Origin of the sequence: Marivita sp. (assembly GCF_017643905.1) — a bacterium.
In the GTDB taxonomy this organism is placed as follows: Bacteria; Pseudomonadota; Alphaproteobacteria; order Rhodobacterales; family Rhodobacteraceae; genus Marivita.
This window is the reverse complement of record NZ_JAEPMO010000105.1, coordinates 1-16,543: the sequence shown is the minus strand read 5'-3', so window position 1 is coordinate 16,543 and position 16,543 is coordinate 1. Positions and strand designations below refer to the sequence as shown.

At 62.9% G+C, this 16,543-nt stretch carries 16 protein-coding genes and 1 riboswitch; of the genes, 7 read left to right on the top strand and 9 right to left on the bottom strand.

The window, feature by feature from the left end:
* Positions 1-426: 426 nt before the first annotated feature.
* Complete coding sequence (locus tag JJ869_RS16145; protein WP_292268591.1) at positions 427-1,605, top strand: LLM class flavin-dependent oxidoreductase; 1,179 nt, start codon at positions 427-429, stop codon at positions 1,603-1,605.
* Positions 1,606-1,645: 40 nt separating this feature from the next.
* On the opposite strand, the gene JJ869_RS16140 is transcribed toward JJ869_RS16145, so the two are convergent.
* The gene (locus JJ869_RS16140) at positions 1,646-4,579 is read right to left on the bottom strand and encodes a valine--tRNA ligase (protein ID WP_292268590.1); all 2,934 of its coding nucleotides are present in this window, start codon (positions 4,577-4,579) and stop codon (positions 1,646-1,648) included.
* Positions 4,580-4,809: 230 nt separating this feature from the next.
* Here JJ869_RS16140 and JJ869_RS16135 point away from each other — a divergent pair, with 230 nt between their 5' ends.
* Positions 4,810-5,340 (top strand): GNAT family N-acetyltransferase, encoded by a 531-nt coding sequence (locus JJ869_RS16135; RefSeq protein ID WP_292268589.1) that lies wholly within the window; start codon positions 4,810-4,812, stop codon positions 5,338-5,340.
* Here the strand turns inward: JJ869_RS16135 and JJ869_RS16130 are convergent, their stop codons facing one another.
* Together JJ869_RS16130 and JJ869_RS16125 are read right to left on the bottom strand one after the other, a co-directional pair.
* Positions 5,341-5,955, bottom strand: a complete 615-nt coding sequence (locus JJ869_RS16130; RefSeq protein ID WP_292268588.1) for a dimethylsulfonioproprionate lyase family protein — start codon at positions 5,953-5,955, stop codon at positions 5,341-5,343.
* Positions 5,956-6,521: 566 nt separating this feature from the next.
* On the bottom strand, positions 6,522-6,695 hold the full coding sequence (locus JJ869_RS16125; protein WP_138488115.1) for a DUF1127 domain-containing protein: 174 nt from the start codon (positions 6,693-6,695) through the stop codon (positions 6,522-6,524).
* A gap of 271 nt (positions 6,696-6,966) precedes the next feature.
* On the opposite strand from JJ869_RS16125, the gene JJ869_RS16120 reads away from it, so the two are divergent.
* Positions 6,967-8,034 carry a P-loop NTPase gene (locus tag JJ869_RS16120; protein ID WP_292268587.1) on the top strand — a complete coding sequence of 356 codons (1,068 nt, stop codon included), beginning with the start codon at positions 6,967-6,969 and terminating at the stop codon, positions 8,032-8,034.
* Positions 8,035-8,059: 25 nt separating this feature from the next.
* Here the strand turns inward: JJ869_RS16120 and JJ869_RS16115 are convergent, their stop codons facing one another.
* The 6 genes from JJ869_RS16115 to JJ869_RS16090 are packed head-to-tail and all read right to left on the bottom strand — an operon-like array spanning position 8,060 to position 12,127.
* Positions 8,060-9,037 (bottom strand): TonB family protein, encoded by a 978-nt coding sequence (locus JJ869_RS16115; protein ID WP_292268586.1) that lies wholly within the window; start codon positions 9,035-9,037, stop codon positions 8,060-8,062.
* Entirely contained in the window at positions 9,037-9,426 is a 390-nt protein-coding gene (locus tag JJ869_RS16110) for a biopolymer transporter ExbD (RefSeq protein WP_292268585.1), read from the bottom strand. Before JJ869_RS16110 ends, JJ869_RS16115 begins: the two co-directional genes overlap by 1 nt.
* Positions 9,423-9,797: a biopolymer transporter ExbD gene (locus tag JJ869_RS16105; RefSeq protein WP_292268584.1), complete on the bottom strand. Its 375-nt coding sequence runs from the start codon at positions 9,795-9,797 to the stop codon at positions 9,423-9,425. Before JJ869_RS16105 ends, JJ869_RS16110 begins: the two co-directional genes overlap by 4 nt.
* A 1-nt stretch (position 9,798) precedes the next feature.
* Complete coding sequence (locus JJ869_RS16100; protein WP_292268583.1) at positions 9,799-10,416, bottom strand: MotA/TolQ/ExbB proton channel family protein; 618 nt, start codon at positions 10,414-10,416, stop codon at positions 9,799-9,801.
* Positions 10,413-11,171, bottom strand: coding sequence for an ABC transporter ATP-binding protein (locus tag JJ869_RS16095; RefSeq protein WP_292268582.1), 759 nt, complete (start codon positions 11,169-11,171; stop codon positions 10,413-10,415). The genes JJ869_RS16100 and JJ869_RS16095 overlap by 4 nt, the downstream gene beginning before the upstream one ends.
* Positions 11,168-12,127 (bottom strand): iron ABC transporter permease, encoded by a 960-nt coding sequence (locus JJ869_RS16090; protein ID WP_292268592.1) that lies wholly within the window; start codon positions 12,125-12,127, stop codon positions 11,168-11,170. Before JJ869_RS16090 ends, JJ869_RS16095 begins: the two co-directional genes overlap by 4 nt.
* A gap of 126 nt (positions 12,128-12,253) precedes the next feature.
* Positions 12,254-12,436: riboswitch (cobalamin riboswitch) on the bottom strand.
* A 686-nt stretch (positions 12,437-13,122) separates the two neighbouring features.
* Between JJ869_RS16090 and mraZ the strand changes: the two genes are divergently transcribed.
* The 4 genes from mraZ to JJ869_RS16070 all read left to right on the top strand — a co-directional run.
* Positions 13,123-13,632 (top strand): division/cell wall cluster transcriptional repressor MraZ, encoded by a 510-nt coding sequence (gene mraZ, locus JJ869_RS16085; RefSeq protein WP_292268581.1) that lies wholly within the window; start codon positions 13,123-13,125, stop codon positions 13,630-13,632.
* Positions 13,633-13,638: 6 nt separating this feature from the next.
* Positions 13,639-14,631 carry a 16S rRNA (cytosine(1402)-N(4))-methyltransferase RsmH gene (rsmH, locus tag JJ869_RS16080; protein ID WP_292268580.1) on the top strand — a complete coding sequence of 331 codons (993 nt, stop codon included), beginning with the start codon at positions 13,639-13,641 and terminating at the stop codon, positions 14,629-14,631.
* A complete protein-coding gene (locus JJ869_RS16075; RefSeq protein ID WP_292268579.1) occupies positions 14,631-14,984 on the top strand; it encodes a cell division protein FtsL in 354 nt (117 codons plus the stop codon). The genes rsmH and JJ869_RS16075 overlap by 1 nt, the downstream gene beginning before the upstream one ends.
* Positions 14,981-16,543, top strand: a 1,563-nt coding sequence (locus JJ869_RS16070; protein WP_292268578.1) for a penicillin-binding protein 2, incomplete at its 3' end; no start/stop codon positions are given. The genes JJ869_RS16075 and JJ869_RS16070, both read left to right, overlap by 4 nt.

Here is a 16,543-nt window from a genome sequence, read left to right as displayed (position 1 = left end):
CTTTCGAAAGCCCGTCCACCGCGCGGTCCCTTACCGAAGTCTTAACCCTCGCCCGCCAAAACCCCCCGCACGATGCGCATCGAGCGGAGAGGGTCACTCCCACACCGCGACTCCATGCTGACGATTGCTTTCATGCCCCGACAGGGGACACCCGTGAAAGACCGGTCAACAGGGCCTTTGGCAGGGCCACAGGGTTCGGGTGACGCCCGACAGCGAAAAGCAGATGTCAGGCCTTCGGGGCGGCGCCGCTTCTTTTCCAGACCACAGTGTTCAGCCCGGCGGGACCAACCCCGACCCGGGCCAAACGCCTGTGCGCAACATCTCGCGCAGGCGGTGAGAAAAGTTCATTAGGCGAATTCGGAATCGCATTTTAAGCTTCCCCTGCGTCACGCACACAACGTGCGGGCGCACAAAGGGAGGATTCTCATGAACAACCGTATGCGTTTCGGCATATTTCTCGCCCCGTTCCACAAGCCGGGGATCAATCCGACACTGGCGCTCGAGCAGGACCTTGAACTGGTCCAATGGCTGGACCGTTGCGACTATGACGAGGTCTGGTTCGGCGAACATCATTCGGCGGGGTCCGAGATCTCGGCCAGTCCCGAGATCATGATCGCCACCGCCGCCGAACGCACGAAGCACATCAAGCTGGGCACCGGCGTGGTGTCGGTCAGCTACCACAACCCGCTCTGGGTCGCCGAACGCATGGTGCAGCTTGACCACCTGACACGTGGCCGTGTCATGCTGGGCCTCGGGCCAGGATCGCTGCCCACCGACGCCACGATGATCGGGCTGAGCCAGAAGGACACGCGTGGCCTCTTGGCGGACGGGCTCGACATCATCACACGGCTGTTGCGCTCGGAAGAGCCTGTCAATTTCGAAAACGACCGCTGGACGCTCAAGGATGCGCGTTTGCATCTCCGGCCCTATTCCAATTTCGATCTGGCAACAGCCGCCGTCGCGTCGCCCACGGGGCCGAAGCTTGCCGGGAAATACGGCACCGGCCTGATCTCCATCGGCGCGACCACGGCGGCAGGCTTTGACGCGCTTGCCCTGCATTGGGACGTGATCGAAGAAGAAGCAAGACACCACAACCAGCAGGTGGATCGCTCCAAATGGCGGCTCGTCGGCCTGTGCCACATCGCGGAAACCGCGGAACAGGCGCGGCGCGACGTGGAATACGGGATCGAGCACTGGTTCAACTATTTCCAGGAGATCGCCGCCTTCCCGCAGATGTCGATGCCAGGCCAGAACGCCAAGGAAATGATCGACTTCATCAACGATTCAGGCTTCGGCGCCATCGGCACACCCGAGATGTGCCGTGCCCAGATCGACCGGCTGTGGAAGCAGTCGAATGGCGGGTTCGGGGCATACCTGATGCTGGCGCACAACTGGGCCAATTTCGAGGCGACCAAGCGCAGCTACGACCTGATCGCGCGCGAAGTGTTCCCGCATTTCCAGGGCCAGCATATGTCCACAATGAACGCCGCGATGCGGGCACAGAAGATGCGCCCGGAACTGGCCGAGATTCACGCCAAGGCGGTCGAGACGGCGCAGGCCAATTATGCGGCGGAAAAAGAAGGCCGCCGGCACGTGGCCGAATAGGCGGACCAAGACACAGGCCGGGCAGAGGCCCGGCCTTCGCTCATCCCAGTTCAGCCAAGCGCGCCAGTGCCTCGTTCAACTGCGCCGCTTCCTCTTCGCGCGCCGCAAGGTTGGCGCGGGTTTCTTCGACCACCTCTTCGGGTGCGGATTCGACGAATTTCGGGTTGCCCAGACGCCCCTTCATCCCGCCGATCTCCTTGGCGAGTTTCTGCAGCGACTTCTCAAGCCGCGCCTTTTCTTCAGCCACGTCGATGATATCGGCCAGCGGCAGACCAAAACTTGCGCCTTCCATCGGCACGGTCGCGCAGCCTTTCGGGAAGGCGTCCACCACGGTCAGGTCGTCGATCCGCGCCAGACGCTTGATCAGCACCTCGTTGCGGTCCCACGCGGCCTTCGCGGCATCTCCCATATCCTTGACCACCAGCGGCAGGTAGAGCCCCACCGGCACGTGCATCTGCTGCCGGGCTGACCGGATGCCCTCGATCAGGCCGATCACCCAGTTCATCTCGCGGTCGGCCTCGGCGTCGATCAGGTCGTCGCCATAGGTCGGCCAGTCGGCATGGACGAGCATCTTCGACCGGTCGCCTGTCACCGCCCAAAGTTCTTCTGTGATGAAGGGCATGATCGGGTGCAGCAAGATCAGACACTGGTCGATGACCCACGCCATCGTCGCCTTGGTCTCCGCCGTCTGCGGGCCGTCGTCCAGCAGGAGGGGCTTGGAGAATTCCACGTACCAGTCGCAGACCTTGCCCCAGACAAAGCGATAAAGCGCCGCCGCCGCATCGTCGAAGCGGTAGGCGGCGAGGGCCGCATCCACTTCGCCGCGCACGCGGGCGGTTTCCCCGATGATCCACTGGTTCACCGTCGCGGTCGCCTTGGGGATGTCGGCGCTGGGGGCCCGGTTCTCGAACACGCCGTTCATCTCGGCAAAGCGCGTCGCGTTCCAGAGCTTCGTTCCGAAGTTCCGGTAGCCAGCGATCCGTTGCATGTCGAGCTTCAGAACCCCACCCAGAGAGGCCATCGCCGCATTGGTGAAGCGCAGCGCGTCCGCGCCGTATTCGTCAATGATCTCAAGCGGATCGACCACGTTGCCCAAGCTTTTGGACATCTTCTTGCCCTTGGCGTCGCGGACGAGGCCATGCAGGTAGACATCCTTGAACGGGATCTGATCGACCACGGCGAGTTGCATCATCATCATCCGCGCGACCCAGAAGAACAGGATGTCCTGCCCCGTCACAAGCACGGATGTCGGGAAATATTTTTGCAGCTCCGGTGTCTGTTCCGGCCAGCCGAGCGTGCCGATGGGCCAGAGACCGGAGGAGAACCATGTGTCCAGAACGTCAGGGTCGCGGGTGAGTGCTACACCGTCGCCCGCCATCGCCTGTGCTTCGGCTTCGGTCGGCGCGCAGTACTGATTGCCGTCAGCATCGAACCACACCGGGATCTGATGCCCCCACCAAAGTTGGCGCGAGATGCACCACGGTTCGATATTCTCGAGCCAGTGGTAGTAGGTCCGCTCACCCGATTCCGGCACGATCTTGACCTCGCCCGAGCGCACGGCGTCCAGCGCGGGGCCGACGATCTTTTCGGCGTCCACGAACCATTGGTCCGTCAGCATCGGTTCGATGACCACTTTGGAGCGGTCGCCGAAGGGCTGCATGATCGGCTTGGCTTCGACCAGCGGAACAATCGCGTCATCGCGCGCTTCGCCGCCCTCTTCAGGGGCGACCGGCGCTTTGGGTGAACCAAGGCGCGGGTCGGTGGCGGGCACCATGACCGCCAGACCCTCGGCCGTGATCTCCTCCACAACCCGCTTGCGCGCCTCGAACCGGTCCAGCCCGCGCAGGTGATCCGGCACGAGGTTCAGCGCGTCGGTCTCGGCCTCGGTCAGAGTGCGCTCACCGCGTGCCACGGCACCAGCGATCAGCGCGGCCTCTTCGTACGGCGCGCCGTCGTCGCGCATGTGGGCCTTGGTGTCCATCAGGCGGTAGCAGGGGATGTTCCCGCGCTTGGCGACACCGTAATCGTTGAAGTCATGTGCACCTGTGATCTTCACTGCGCCCGAACCGAATGTGGGATCGGGGTATTCGTCGGTGATGATCGGGATCAGGCGGCGGTGCTCTTTCGGCCCAACCGGAATCTCGCATAGTTTTCCGACGATTGGCGCATAGCGTTCATCTGACGGATGAACCGCAACAGCACCGTCGCCCAGCATGGTTTCGGGGCGCGTCGTTGCGATGGAGATATAGTCGCGCTCTTCCTCCAGCACGACATTCCCGTCCTCGTCCTTTTCGATGTAGGTATAGGTGGCCCCGCCCGCGAGTGGGTATTTGAAGTGCCACATATGGCCGGGGTTTTCGATATTCTCGACCTCGAGATCCGAGATCGCGGTCTCAAAGTGCGGGTCCCAGTTGACCAACCGCTTGCCGCGATAGATCAGGCCCTTGTTGTACATGTCGACAAAGACCTTGATCACCGCATCGTGGAAGTTCGGCCCATTGCCGCGATCCGGGTCGCCCGCAGCACCGCCCATGGTGAACGCTTCGCGCGACCAGTCGGCGGAGGCACCAAGGCGCTTCAACTGCCCGATGATCGTGCCGCGCGATTTGACCTTCTGCTGCCACACGCGGTCGAGAAACGCCTCGCGCCCCATTTCGCGGCGCGACGGCTCACCATTGGCGGCCATCTCGCGTTCAGTCACCATCTGCGTGGCGATGCCCGCGTGGTCGGTGCCCGGCTGCCAGAGCGTGTCGAAGCCGCGCATCCGGTGCCAGCGCACAAGGATGTCCTGCAACGTGTTGTTGAAGGCGTGCCCCATATGCAGCGAGCCGGTCACGTTGGGCGGCGGGATCATCACGCAGAACGCGTCCTCGCGCGAGGCGTTGGCCCCGGCCTTGAAGGCACCGCTCTCTTCCCACGCCTTGTAAAGCCGCGCCTCGGCCTCGCTCGCGTCGAATGTCTTTTCCATCGCCATGGGTCAGGTCCCGCTTTTGTGCAGCCATCCGGGGCCGCAAGTGTTCTGTTGCGCCTCATCTAGCGAATGGGCGGGGAAAGGAAAACCCAAGGCAGGCGGGAAAATCGCGGCCTGACATGGCGTTTGCTGCCGGGTTGGCTGCAGAAAATGCTATCGCATTTGCCGATTCGTGCCATGCTGCGTTATCGAGCCGATGTGAACGCTCGGTGGCCCATTCATTGAGGTGCAGCATGCGTTTCGAAATCAGTTCGGTGTCCGAGGTGCCAGACAGGCAAGCGCTGCACGACTTGCTGATCGACTACTACAAGGTGGTTCTTCGCAAACTCGAACTGGCCGGTGGGCCTGCCAATATCGACCCGGAACTGCCTATCGCAGGTTTTTGGAGCAATCTGCACAAGGTTATGCCCCCAACAGGACGGCTAATGCTGGTGCATGACAGCGACGGACGATTGGTCGGCTGCGGAACGCTGCAACAGGCGCGGCCCGACGCGGGCGAGATGAAGCGGCTCTTTGTGCGCCCCGAGGCGAACGGTCACGGCTTGGGCCAGGCGTTGGTGGACGCGCGGATGGATGCGGCACGTGAGATGGGCTGGACGACGCTGCTGGTCAATGCCGTCAAGGGCAATGAGGACATGCTGCGCATTTACCGCAAATTGGGTTTCCGATCTATCCCGCGTTATCCCGAATGTTCCGACCCGATCGAGCTTGCCGACCATTTCGACTATATGGAGGTCGATCTGCGCGAAGCGCCGCGCGGTTGATCAGGCCTGCAAGTCAGTCGCGACATCTTCGATGAAGGCATAGGAGTGCAGGTTGATGTCCCCGCTCCAGCGCCAGAGCGCGACAAACCCTTCGGACCCTGTGCGGAAGGCATGCGGCATCAGGCTGGGATGATGCACCATGTCGCCCGCGCCGCGCATCCGCACGTCATCCCCGGCGGTCCAGAGCGCCTGGCCGGCCAGAATGACATAGGTCTCGTCCGCGTCGTGAATGTGCAGAGGATAGTAGCAGTCCGGCCGCATATAGACCAATCCCAACCGCACATCCGGCGCGGGAATAGGGCCTTCCGGCCCCATCAGGGTGGCCACACTGATCATCGCCGCGATGCTGGCCTCGGTGTTGTCCTCGACCGGGTTTGATCCCCAGGGCAACACATCCTGCGCGGCAAGGGTCGCGCGCGCTGCCGGATGCGGGCTGCTCTCCAGAACGCTGCGGATACCCGCGTCCAGCAAACAGGGCGGTTGGCGGTCGAAGGCAACAGGTGATGGCGTCACGCGCAGGGTTTGCGCTGTGTAAGGGCCCTGCGGATCGGGCTCTGCCTCGTAAATCGTCGCTAGCGCGTCGAGCAGATCAAGGAATGGGGTGTGTAAAGGCATGACTGCACCTGACCGTTTCAGCAAAGGTGCGGCGTCTCTTGGGACTCTGCGCATCGAAAGGCGACCGCTAGAGGTCGCATTTCTTCGGTGGGTGTCGAAACCCCGGATCAGGATGCGTCTCTCAAGAAAAAACGGTGGTGCCAAGGGAGGAGAGGCACCACCGTTTCCAGTTCACGGCATCCAGGGAGGAGGAGAGGACGCCGATCTTGTGTGGGCGTAAGCCCGAAACCTTGTGACGGTGGCACCAGGGAGGAGGAGAGGTGCCACCGTCGAGTTCACGGCATCCAGGGAGGAGGAGAGGATGCCGAGCTCGTGTGGGCGTGAGCCCGAAGCCTTGTGACGGTGGCACGAGGGAGGAGGAGACGTGCCACCGTCGAGTTCACGACATCCAGGGAGGAGGAGAGGATGCCGAGACCGTGTGAGCCGAAGCCCGAAACTTTGTGACGGTGACACCCAGGGAGGAGGAGAGGTGCCACCGTCAAGTCCGGAACGTCCAGGGAGGAGGAGAGGACGTCCGAGCCGGTGTGATGAGGGGCCCGCAGGGGCGCTTGCTCATCGAATGTCGTTCAGCTTTCGTAAGCTGCCTGATACGCAACGCGCTTGATCTCGGAATGGTTCAATCCCAGATCGCACAATTCGCGATGCGACAGCGCGCTGAGTTCGCGCAGGGTGTCGCGGTAAATCTTGCGGCGTGCCGCTTTGGCGCGATAATCTGCGATCAGGGTGTTGACCCGATCCATGATGCCATTGCCGACCGCGCCGAGACTGTTTGTTTCGTATGCCATATGTCTGCTCTGTTCGAATTTGTGTGTTTCCGTTCGCTTGAGATGAAGATAGGCGAATGCTGCAATTGCACAATGGAAATTTGCTTCAATGCTGCTATGCAGCAATTGCATAGGCGCGATGGTTCAAATTTGTGCGTTTTGCGCTAACAGGCCTGTTTCTGCGGCAATAGGTTGAAGCATAACGGCAGGCCTGCCATTTCTTTTACAGAATGAGGAAAGGTTGGGCATGTCCGTAACGACCGAGCAGATTCGCGCAGCCTTGTCGCGTGTGGCGATTCCCGATGGCAAAGACCTGATTTCGGGCGATCTGGTCCGGGCGATTCAGATCGACGGGGCGGTTGTGCGCTTTGTCATTGAAGCGCCATCACCCGAGATCGCCCGTCTGATGGAGCCTGTGCGCAAGGCAGCCGAGGCGGTCGTGGCGGACTTGCCGGGGGTTTCGCAGGTGACGGTCGCGCTGACCGCCCATGGCCCTGCCGCAAAGCCACCCTCCGGTCTCAAGATCGGGGGCCACATGAAACCGCAGACCGGATCGTTGAAACCGTCCGGCGTAGCGCGCATTCTGGCAATCGGGTCGGGCAAGGGGGGTGTCGGAAAATCCACTGTGTCGTCGAACCTTGCCGTGGCCTTGGCGCGGGCGGGCCGCCGGGTTGGGCTGCTCGATGCCGATATCTACGGCCCAAGTCAGCCGCGCATGATGGGTCTTTCGCAAAAACCCGAAAGCCCTGATGGTCAGACGATCATTCCTCTAATGGCCCATGGCGTGACCTTCATGTCCATCGGTCTGATGCTGCCCGAGGAAAAGGCCGTGGTCTGGCGTGGGCCGATGCTGATGGGGGCGTTGCAGCAAATGCTGAGCCAAGTGGCTTGGGGTGAACTGGACGTGCTGCTGGTCGATTTGCCCCCCGGAACAGGAGATGTGGCGATGACGCTGTGCCAGAAGGCGCAGGTTTCGGGGGCCATTGTGGTGTCTACGCCACAGGACGTGGCGCTGCTGGATGCGCGCAAGGCGTTGGATATGTTCGAGACGTTGAAAACCCCTGTGCTGGGCTTGATCGAGAACATGGCCGTCTTCACCTGCCCGCATTGCGGCGGGCAAAGCCATATCTTCGGATCGGGCGGCACGGTGGCCGAAGCCTCGGCGCGCGGGGTTCCCTTGTTGGCGCAACTGCCGCTGGATCTCGACACGCGGCTGGCGGGCGATGGCGGCGTGCCGATTGCGGCGGGGGATGGGCCGATGGCGGACGCCTATGCGCAGCTTGCCGACGGGTTGATCAAGGGGGGCATGGCCTGAGCCGGGACGATGCGTCGACGGAGCGCTATCGCGACACAGTCAGACGTTGGCTGAAGCGATAACTGGACTTCGTCAGCCCTTGCGGTGCGCGCGGGAACCTTGCGCGCTGGACGGCCGCAAGTGCTGCCTGATCCAACCGGCTGTTGCCCGAGGAGGCTGCCAGTGACACCCCGGCCACTTGCCCCGATGGTGTGATGGCGATCACCAGTTTCACCGTCCCTACGGTCCCACGCGGCGGCCGATGTGCGCGGCGTAGGGCAGATGTGATCTGTGCGCCCCATTGCTGCTCCAACCGCGCAAGCTGTGCCTTTGACGGGCCGCTGGCCACCGGGGCCGCGCGCGTTGCGGCCTTGGTTGTGGTGGATGTCGAACCGCTGCTTTTGGCCGTTTGCGCCGGGCGCGGTGCGGATTGAGGTGTCGGCTCTGGCGCGGGTCTCGTGGCGGCGCGCTCTGGTCGCAGCGACGCGACTGGCGCGGTCCGGCTTTCGGCGGGGCTTGTGTCCACGTACGGTTCCGCTTGGGCAATGTCGGGCGGCGCGGCCAGTTGCGGTGATGCAAGGCGGGATGCCGTCAGGGCGCGGGGCAGGTTGGGCAGGCCCGTGTTGCCTGCGTCAGGCAGGGCCAGCGCGTCTGGTTCGGGCGCGGCCAGGGGTACAGGCGGCGCGGGCAGGCGCGTTTCGACCTGTGGACGGTCCGATGGGGCGCTCGGGGCGGCCAGCGCCGTCTGTTGCGGGCGTCTGTCCGGTCTGGCCTCGGCTGTCGGGCGGTCCGGCGCTGGGGATGCCTCGGGTTGCAGCAAAGCTGGTGCGGTGCTCACTTCGGGCGGGCGGTCCCAGTCCTGAACCATCGCGGCCAATGTCGAGGTTGCGGCTTGAAGCGTGACATCCGCCGTGCCGCCATCGCCGCCGCTGCTTCCGCCTCCCGGCACGGGCGCAAGCAAGAGCGTGGCGGCATGAAGCGCGCTCGACAAAGCGATGAAGGCTGTGAGTTCGACAATGCGCATCAGCCGCCCTCCGTCACGATCTCGACCCCGGTCGCTCCCAGGGCTGTCAATTGTGCGAGCACTTGGGCAAGCGTTGCGGCGGGCAATGTGGCGTCGGCATAAACGCGCAACGACCTGTCTGCGGTTGCAGCGACCGCTTGGGCGAGGGCGGCCTCGCCACGGACGGTGTCGTAGGCGATCTCGCCGCTGGCACTGATATAAAGAGCGTTCTGGCCTGTGTCTTCATCGCCGCTGGCGTTTGGCAGGGTCAGATCGAAAGGCGCGGGTGGGACAATCTGCGCTGTCATCAGAAAGAAGATCAGCAGCAGAAACACCACGTTGATCATCGGCACAACCGGTTCGCGCGCGGAGCGTCGCGCCCGTGGTATTATGAGCGCCCGGCGTCTCATTCCAGCACCACGAGGTTCGGCCAGCCCGCAGCGCGCAATTGCCCCATTGCGTCGAGCAGGGCTTGCACTGATGCGCCATCGCGGGCGCGCAGGATGATGATGTCCTTATCAGATCCCATCAGCGGGGTCAGGGCTTGGACCGGGTCCGTGGTGTCGATGCCGTTGACGCGCAGCCCATTGGGCAGAACCGTCACAAGTCGAGGTGGCCCGTCATAGGACTGGGCAGCGCCGCTGGACAGAGTGACCGGGATTGCATCTGTCACGCCGAACCGCGCGGCCAGCATGAAGAACACCAGCAGCAGGAACACGACATCGATCATCGGGGTCAACCCGATGCGGCGTCTGCGTGTCTGGTGGGCCAACTCCAACATGTCAGCCCTGTTTTCCTTTGGTCAGGATGCGGGTCGCAAGATCATCGAAATCATGGGCGAGGCGGTCATTGATGCTGTCGAACCAACTGAGCGCCATGGATGCGGGGATTGCCACCGCCATGCCTGCTGCTGTGGTGAGAAGCGCCTCCCAGATGCCGCCCGCCAGCGCCGACGGATCGGCGCGGGCACCACTGTCCTGCAACGCCTGAAAGGCGTCGATCATGCCCAGAACGGTGCCGAGAAGGCCCACCAAGGGCGCGATCGTGGCAATGAGGTCAAGTGCGCGCAAGCCGCTGCCTGCATCCATCAAGGCACCCCGGGCAACGCGGGCGGTTTCATCGCGGGCATCTTCGCTGTGCAATGTGCGATCCGCCTGCATCGCGGCTTTGACCACCCGCGCGCGCAGACCTTTGCGGTGCTGGATGCTGGACAGGGCTGCATCGTGCTGGCCTTTTTGCCAGAGCGAGACCGCCTTTTCGCTTGCGCTGCGCCGCCATGCCCCCATGAGAGACAAGCGCCAGAGTTTCCACAGGATCAGGCCGAGGGTGACCACGCTCAGACCCGCAATCACCCAGAGCGCAGGGCCACCGATGTTCAAGAAGGCGATGATCTCGGTCATGTGAGCACTCCCAAGGGCTGAATGATAGGGCCGTGCGGCGTGTCCAGAACCTCTGCCTGAAGCCGAAAGACTTGCGCCAGAAGGTCGGGCGTCAGCACATCGCGGGGGGATCCGTCTGCAATGATGCGACCTGCGCCCATCAGGATCAGCCGCGTGCAATAGCGCCCCGCAAGCGACAGGTCATGCAGTGAGGTCAGGACCGCCCGCCCTTCCTGGGCCAGCGCTTCGAACACCTGAAGCGTGGCGATCTGGGCCGCCGGGTCGAGCCCGGCAATGGGCTCATCCGCCATCAGGAGCGGCGTGTCCTGCGCCAAGGTGCGCGCGATCAGCACGCGGGCCTGTTCGCCGCCCGAGAGGGCGGTCGCAAGACGGGCGCGGTAGGTTTGCAGGCCCATGCGAGTGAGGGCGGCGTCGACGGCGCTTTGGTCCGTGGGGCCAAGGCGCGCGCCACGGGCGAGGTAAGGCAGTCGGCCAAGGGCGACGATCCGCTCCACGTTCATCGGCCACGCGATTTCGCGGTTCTGCGGCAGCCATGCGGCTTGGGCGGCGCGTTTGCGTGTGGGCAGGGCGGCAAGGGTGCTTGTGCCTTCGAAGGGCAGCAAGCCAAGCGCGCCGCGCAGCAGCGATGTCTTGCCCGCGCCATTGGGGCCGATCAGGCCAACACATTCGCCGGGACTGATGGCGAAGGACGCATTATCCACCACCGGACATTCGCCGCGACGGACAGTGAGGTTCTGCACGGTGAGGAGGGTCACGCGATCTCCCTCCGTGTCTTGTATATAAGGTGCAGGAACAGTGGTGCGCCGATCAGAGCCATGACCACGCCCAGTTTCAGGTCGCGGTCCGGCAGGATCAGTCGGGTGGTCAGGTCAGCGGCCAAGACCATCGCGGCTCCGCCAAGGGCCGAGGCCCAGAGCAGGGTCGACGGGCGGCCATGGGCAAAGCGGCGCAGGATGTGCGGGACGACCAAGCCGACAAAGCCTACGGCACCGGCCACTGCGGTGGCCGCACCAACAGCGGCGGCGGTGCCAAGCAGGAGTTGCAGGCGCAGGCGGGAGAGCGAGATGCCAAGAGCTTCGGCGGCATCTTCCCCCAAGGTCAGCGCATCAAGGCCCCGGCCAAGGCCTGCCAGCAAAATCCAGCCCAGTGCCATGATCGGCAGGGCCAGCCAGACATGGCTCATGGCGCGGTTGGCGACCGAGCCCATCAACCAGAACATGATCTCGGACGCGGCATAGGGGTTGGGCGACAGGTTCAGCGTCAGCGAGGTCAGCGCTGCGGCAAAGGCGGACACTGCAATTCCTGCAAGGATCAGGGTCAGCGACGACCCGCGCGGACCGGCCAGCAGCAGGATCAACCCGACCGCCAGAGCGGCAAAGGCAAGTGCTGCGATCGGCAGCGCCAGCAGGAACGCGGCGGCGAGCCCGGTCTGCAGGGCGATCACCGCGCCAAGTGCAGCAGACCCCGACACGCCGATCAGGCCCGGTTCCGCGAGGGGGTTGCGCAGATAGCCCTGCATGGCCGCTCCGGACAGGCCAAGCGAAACGCCGACCATCGCCGCCAGAAGCGCCCGGGGCAGGCGGATGTCCTGCATGATGGTCACGTAGAGCGGGTTGCCGCGCCCGATGAGCGCCGCCAATCCTTCGGGGACAGAGATCGCCGCATAGCCGACAAAGAGCGATGCAAGGAACATCCCTCCTGTCAAAACCATCAGCGCACCAAAGAGCTTCACCGCTCTGCCTCCCGCGCATCGAACATATCAAGTCTAAGGGCACGCCCAAAGACGGTGACTGTCACCACACCGGAGTTCCGTCACATCCCGCGCACCCCGCGCGAGTGTAGGGTGATCTGTCACGGCAGGTCTCCTGACTTGCGGGTCGGGGCGTGTGTCGGGCCTTCCCGGTTTCCCAGTGGCATATGCCGAACACGCTCGCCGCTTACAGTTGCGGGGGCAGTCGTGGGATTTCACCACGTTCCCTTTTCACCGGGTGTTGCCCGGACCATGACCTCTTTGGCGTACAGCCGGGCAGATCGCATTGCAAGCTTTGCCGATCCTTGGTCGTCTATGGTTCGGGCATGGGAAAATGCGGGACGGGGCATGGGAAAAGATGGGACGAACCGCCTGCAGCCTATGCGACATGTCGAATCATAAAGGTGATTCGACTGGATTCTTGGAGAAAATCGGCAGATTTTCGGTGTTGATATCTTTCCGGTTGGTGATGTTCTTGGTTTGTTTGTTTCGGGCGCGGGAAATTATGGGCAAGTATATTTCCCGCGCACGACCTCTAGATATTGTGGCCGTGGGTCGCACGAGTGGTTTATCTTGCTTGGATTGAGCCGATTTTCCACCATGTGCGATTTCTGAAGGCGCTCTGAAACATCATGTAGACAAAAATTCCCATAAAAAACTGTTGCGACCCATGTTTTCCCATGGCATCCCTAATGCACGAGATGAGAGCAGGAACAGCAAACGAGGCGCACAGACCTCGACGCGGTATCCAAATAATAAAAAAAGCAGGTTTCATACAGGCACCCGCTTTCATCAACACAGAGATCCGGCGCGCGGGCGAGCAGACATCCCCCCAGGTGGCGCGCGCAGTCGGACTTCCCGGAAACGGGACACGGACGGCGGGTTGATCAGTGGCAGCAGATCAACCCGCCGTTTCCGTTTCCAGGGATCAGAGGCATGAGAGGACCAGTAGGGCAGTGACCCGCAGATTGAGGTTCAGAGGCGAAAGTCATCACAAGGTTGATGGCAAGGGCAGGGTGTCAATCCCGGCCTCTTTTCGTCGTGTCCTCGAAGCGGGTGATCCGAACTACACCGAAGGTCTGAATCCCGAATTGGTTATCGTCTACGGCGACAAGCGTCGGAAATATCTAGAGTGCTATACGATGGAGGCCATCGACGAGGTAGATGCCAAAATCGAAGCGCTGCCACGCGGGTCGACCGAGCGCAAGATTTTACAACGGCTTTTCAGCGGGCAATCCCATGCAACCAGCGTGGACGAAACCGGGCGACTGGTGCTTCCGGCCAAGTTGCGCGAAAAGATCGGGCTGACCTCGGAGGCGTTTTTCATCGGTGCCGGTGACACGTTCCAGATCTGGGAGCCGGAAACATACGAGACCGAGGAGCAGGCAAAGACGGACAAGTGGCTGGATGAGCTGCCCGACGATGTCGATCCGCTCATCTTCCTGGACCAGCAGCCGGGGGAGTGATCGGATATGTCTGCTGCCGCTGCCACTCCTTCAACCGACCCGCACATTCCCGTCCTTCTTGCTCCGCTCTTGCGGGCGGTGGCGCCGGTGGCGGGTATCTGGGTCGATGGCACCTTTGGTGCGGGGGGCTATGCACGCGGATTGATCGAGGCCGGTGCAGACAAGGTCATTGGGATCGACCGCGATCCGCTGGCGCATGAGATGGCGGCCGCGTGGTTGCCCGAGTTTGGCGGCCGGATCGAATTGCACCGCGCCAATTTCGCCGAGATGGATCGGATCGCTTCTGATGTGGACGGGGTTGTGCTGGACCTCGGCGTGTCGTCGATGCAGCTTGACCTCGCAGAGCGGGGGTTTTCCTTTATGAAGGATGGCCCCTTGGACATGCGGATGGGGCAGGACGGCCTGTCGGCGGCCGATATCGTCAACACGGCGGACGAGTTCGATATTGCGGACATTCTCTATACCTACGGCGAAGAACGCGCCTCGCGCCGGATCGCCAAGGCGATCGTGGCTGCGCGCAAGGTGACGCCGATCACGCGGACGCTTGAGCTGACCCGGATCGTCGAATCCTGCCTGCCACGTCCCAAGCCTGGGCAGTCGCACCCGGCCACGCGCAGTTTTCAGGCGCTGCGGATCGCGGTGAATGATGAATACGGTGCGTTGATGCAGGGATTGATGGCGGCGGAGCGGGCGTTGAAACCCGGTGGGTTGCTGGCTGTGGTGAGCTTTCATTCGGTCGAGGACCGGATGGTCAAGCGGTTCCTGCAGGCGCGAGGCGGGCAGGCGGGGCGGGCCAACCGCTATGCGCCCGAAATCGAAGCTGAAACCCCGGCATTCGAGATCGTGACCCGCAAAGCGGTGGGTCCGGATGATGATGAACTGGCGATCAACCCGCGATCCCGCTCGGCCAAGCTGCGCGCGGCGAGGCGCACCGATGCGCCACCAGGTGACATTGATGCCGGGCAGATCGCCTTGCCCTTGTTGAAAGAGGATCGTTGATGCGGTGGCTGCTGTATGTCCTGACCTTCCTGACCGTGATCGCCGCTGCGTTCTGGGCGTATCACGAGAATTATAAGACACAGGCCGCGCTGGGCGAGGCGCAATCCGTGCGCAGCGACATTGCGGATGCACGGGCGCGGCTTGCGGTGTTGCGGGCGGAGTGGGCCTATCTCAATCGGCCAGACCGGCTGCGTGATCTGGCCGAGGTGAATTTCGAGCGTCTGGGTCTGATGCCGCTGGAGCCGGACCAGTTCGGACGGGTGGACCAGATCGCCTATCCGCAGCCGCCTGAATTGCCGATCACCGATCCGGTTGAGATTTCAAGTGCAGGAGCCCAGGAGCAAGAGCCATGATCCGCACGCCGCTGCGCCCTCTGGCGCGAATCCTCGATGCCCGTCGCAAAGGCGAAAACCCCGATGCCATCGAACGCGAGAACCTGCGCATTCGCCATGAGCAGATGCGTGACAAGGCGCGGTCGCGGGCCGAGGGGCGGCTTTTGGTGATGGCGGTGATGTTCTTTTGTGCCTTCGGTGTGATCGGGGCGCGGATGGGAACATTGGCGGCCTCCGAGCCGGAAGAGCCGCGCGCGCAGGCGACAGGCGCGTCGATTATCGCGAGCCGGGCCGATATCGTTGACCGTCAGGGGCGCATTCTGGCGACCAATATGGAGACCTTCTCGCTTTATGCGCATCCGCATCAGATGGTCGATCCGAACCGGACTGCAGCCGAATTGGCCAAGATTTTTCCGGAGCTTGACGAAGAACGTTTGCGCAAAGATTTCACTGGGCCCCGTAAGTTCATGTGGGTGCGCAAAAAGCTGAGTCCTGAGCAAAAGCAGAAGGTGCATGACATTGGGGAGCCCGGATTGCTGTTTGGGCCGCGTGAAATGCGACTTTATCCCAATGGTGCGCTGGCATCGCATGTGCTTGGCGGGGCGAGCTTTGGCCGCGAAGGTGTTCATTCTGCTGAAGTTATCGGAACGGCGGGCATCGAGAAGTTCTTCGACGACGAGCTGCGTGATCCCGCGCGCGAGGGCGCGCCGCTCGAGCTTTCTCTGGACCTGACGATTCAGGCGGCCACGGAACGTGTGCTTCAGGGGGGCATGAACCTGATGAACGCCAAGGGTGCGGCCAGCATCCTGATGGACATTTACACGGGCGAAGTGATCGCGATTGCCTCTTTGCCGGATTTCGATCCCAATGATCGTCCGCGCCCTCTTACCCAGGGCGAGGCGGCGGACAGCCCGCTGTTCAACCGCGCGGTGCAGGGGGTCTACGAGCTGGGATCGACCTTCAAGATTTTCGCCTCGGCTCAGGCGCTGGAACTGGGGCTGGTCAGCCCCGAGACCGTGATCGACACGTCCGGCCCGATGAAGGTGGGCGGGTTCAAGATCGGGGAGTTCAACAACAAGAATTACGGGCCTTTGTCGGTCTCGGACATCATCGTGAAAAGCTCGAACCGGGGGACGGGGCGGCTTGCGCTGGCCATCGGGTCGCAGCGGCAGCAGGAGTTCCTGAAGTCGCTCGGCTTTTTTGAGCCCACATCGCTCGAAATCGTGGAGGCCGCCGGCGGTAAGCCGTTGGTGCCGCAGCGTTGGACCGACCTGTCGAGCGTGACGATCTCCTATGGTCACGGTCTGTCTTCGAGCCCGTTGCATCTGGCGGCAGGCTATGCGGCGATTGCCAATGGAGGGTACAAGGTCGAGCCGACGCTGCTCCGGCAGGACGGGCCCAAGCTCGGGCCGCGCCTGATGTCCGAACGGACCGCGCGGCAGTCGCTGGATATGCTTCGGAAAGTCGTGACCGAAGGCACCGCCAGTTTTGGCGAGGTGCCGGGCTATTCGGTGGGCGGCAAGACCGGAACGGCGGACAAGCCCAAGGCGCGGGGCGGCGGGTATTACGACGACAAGGTG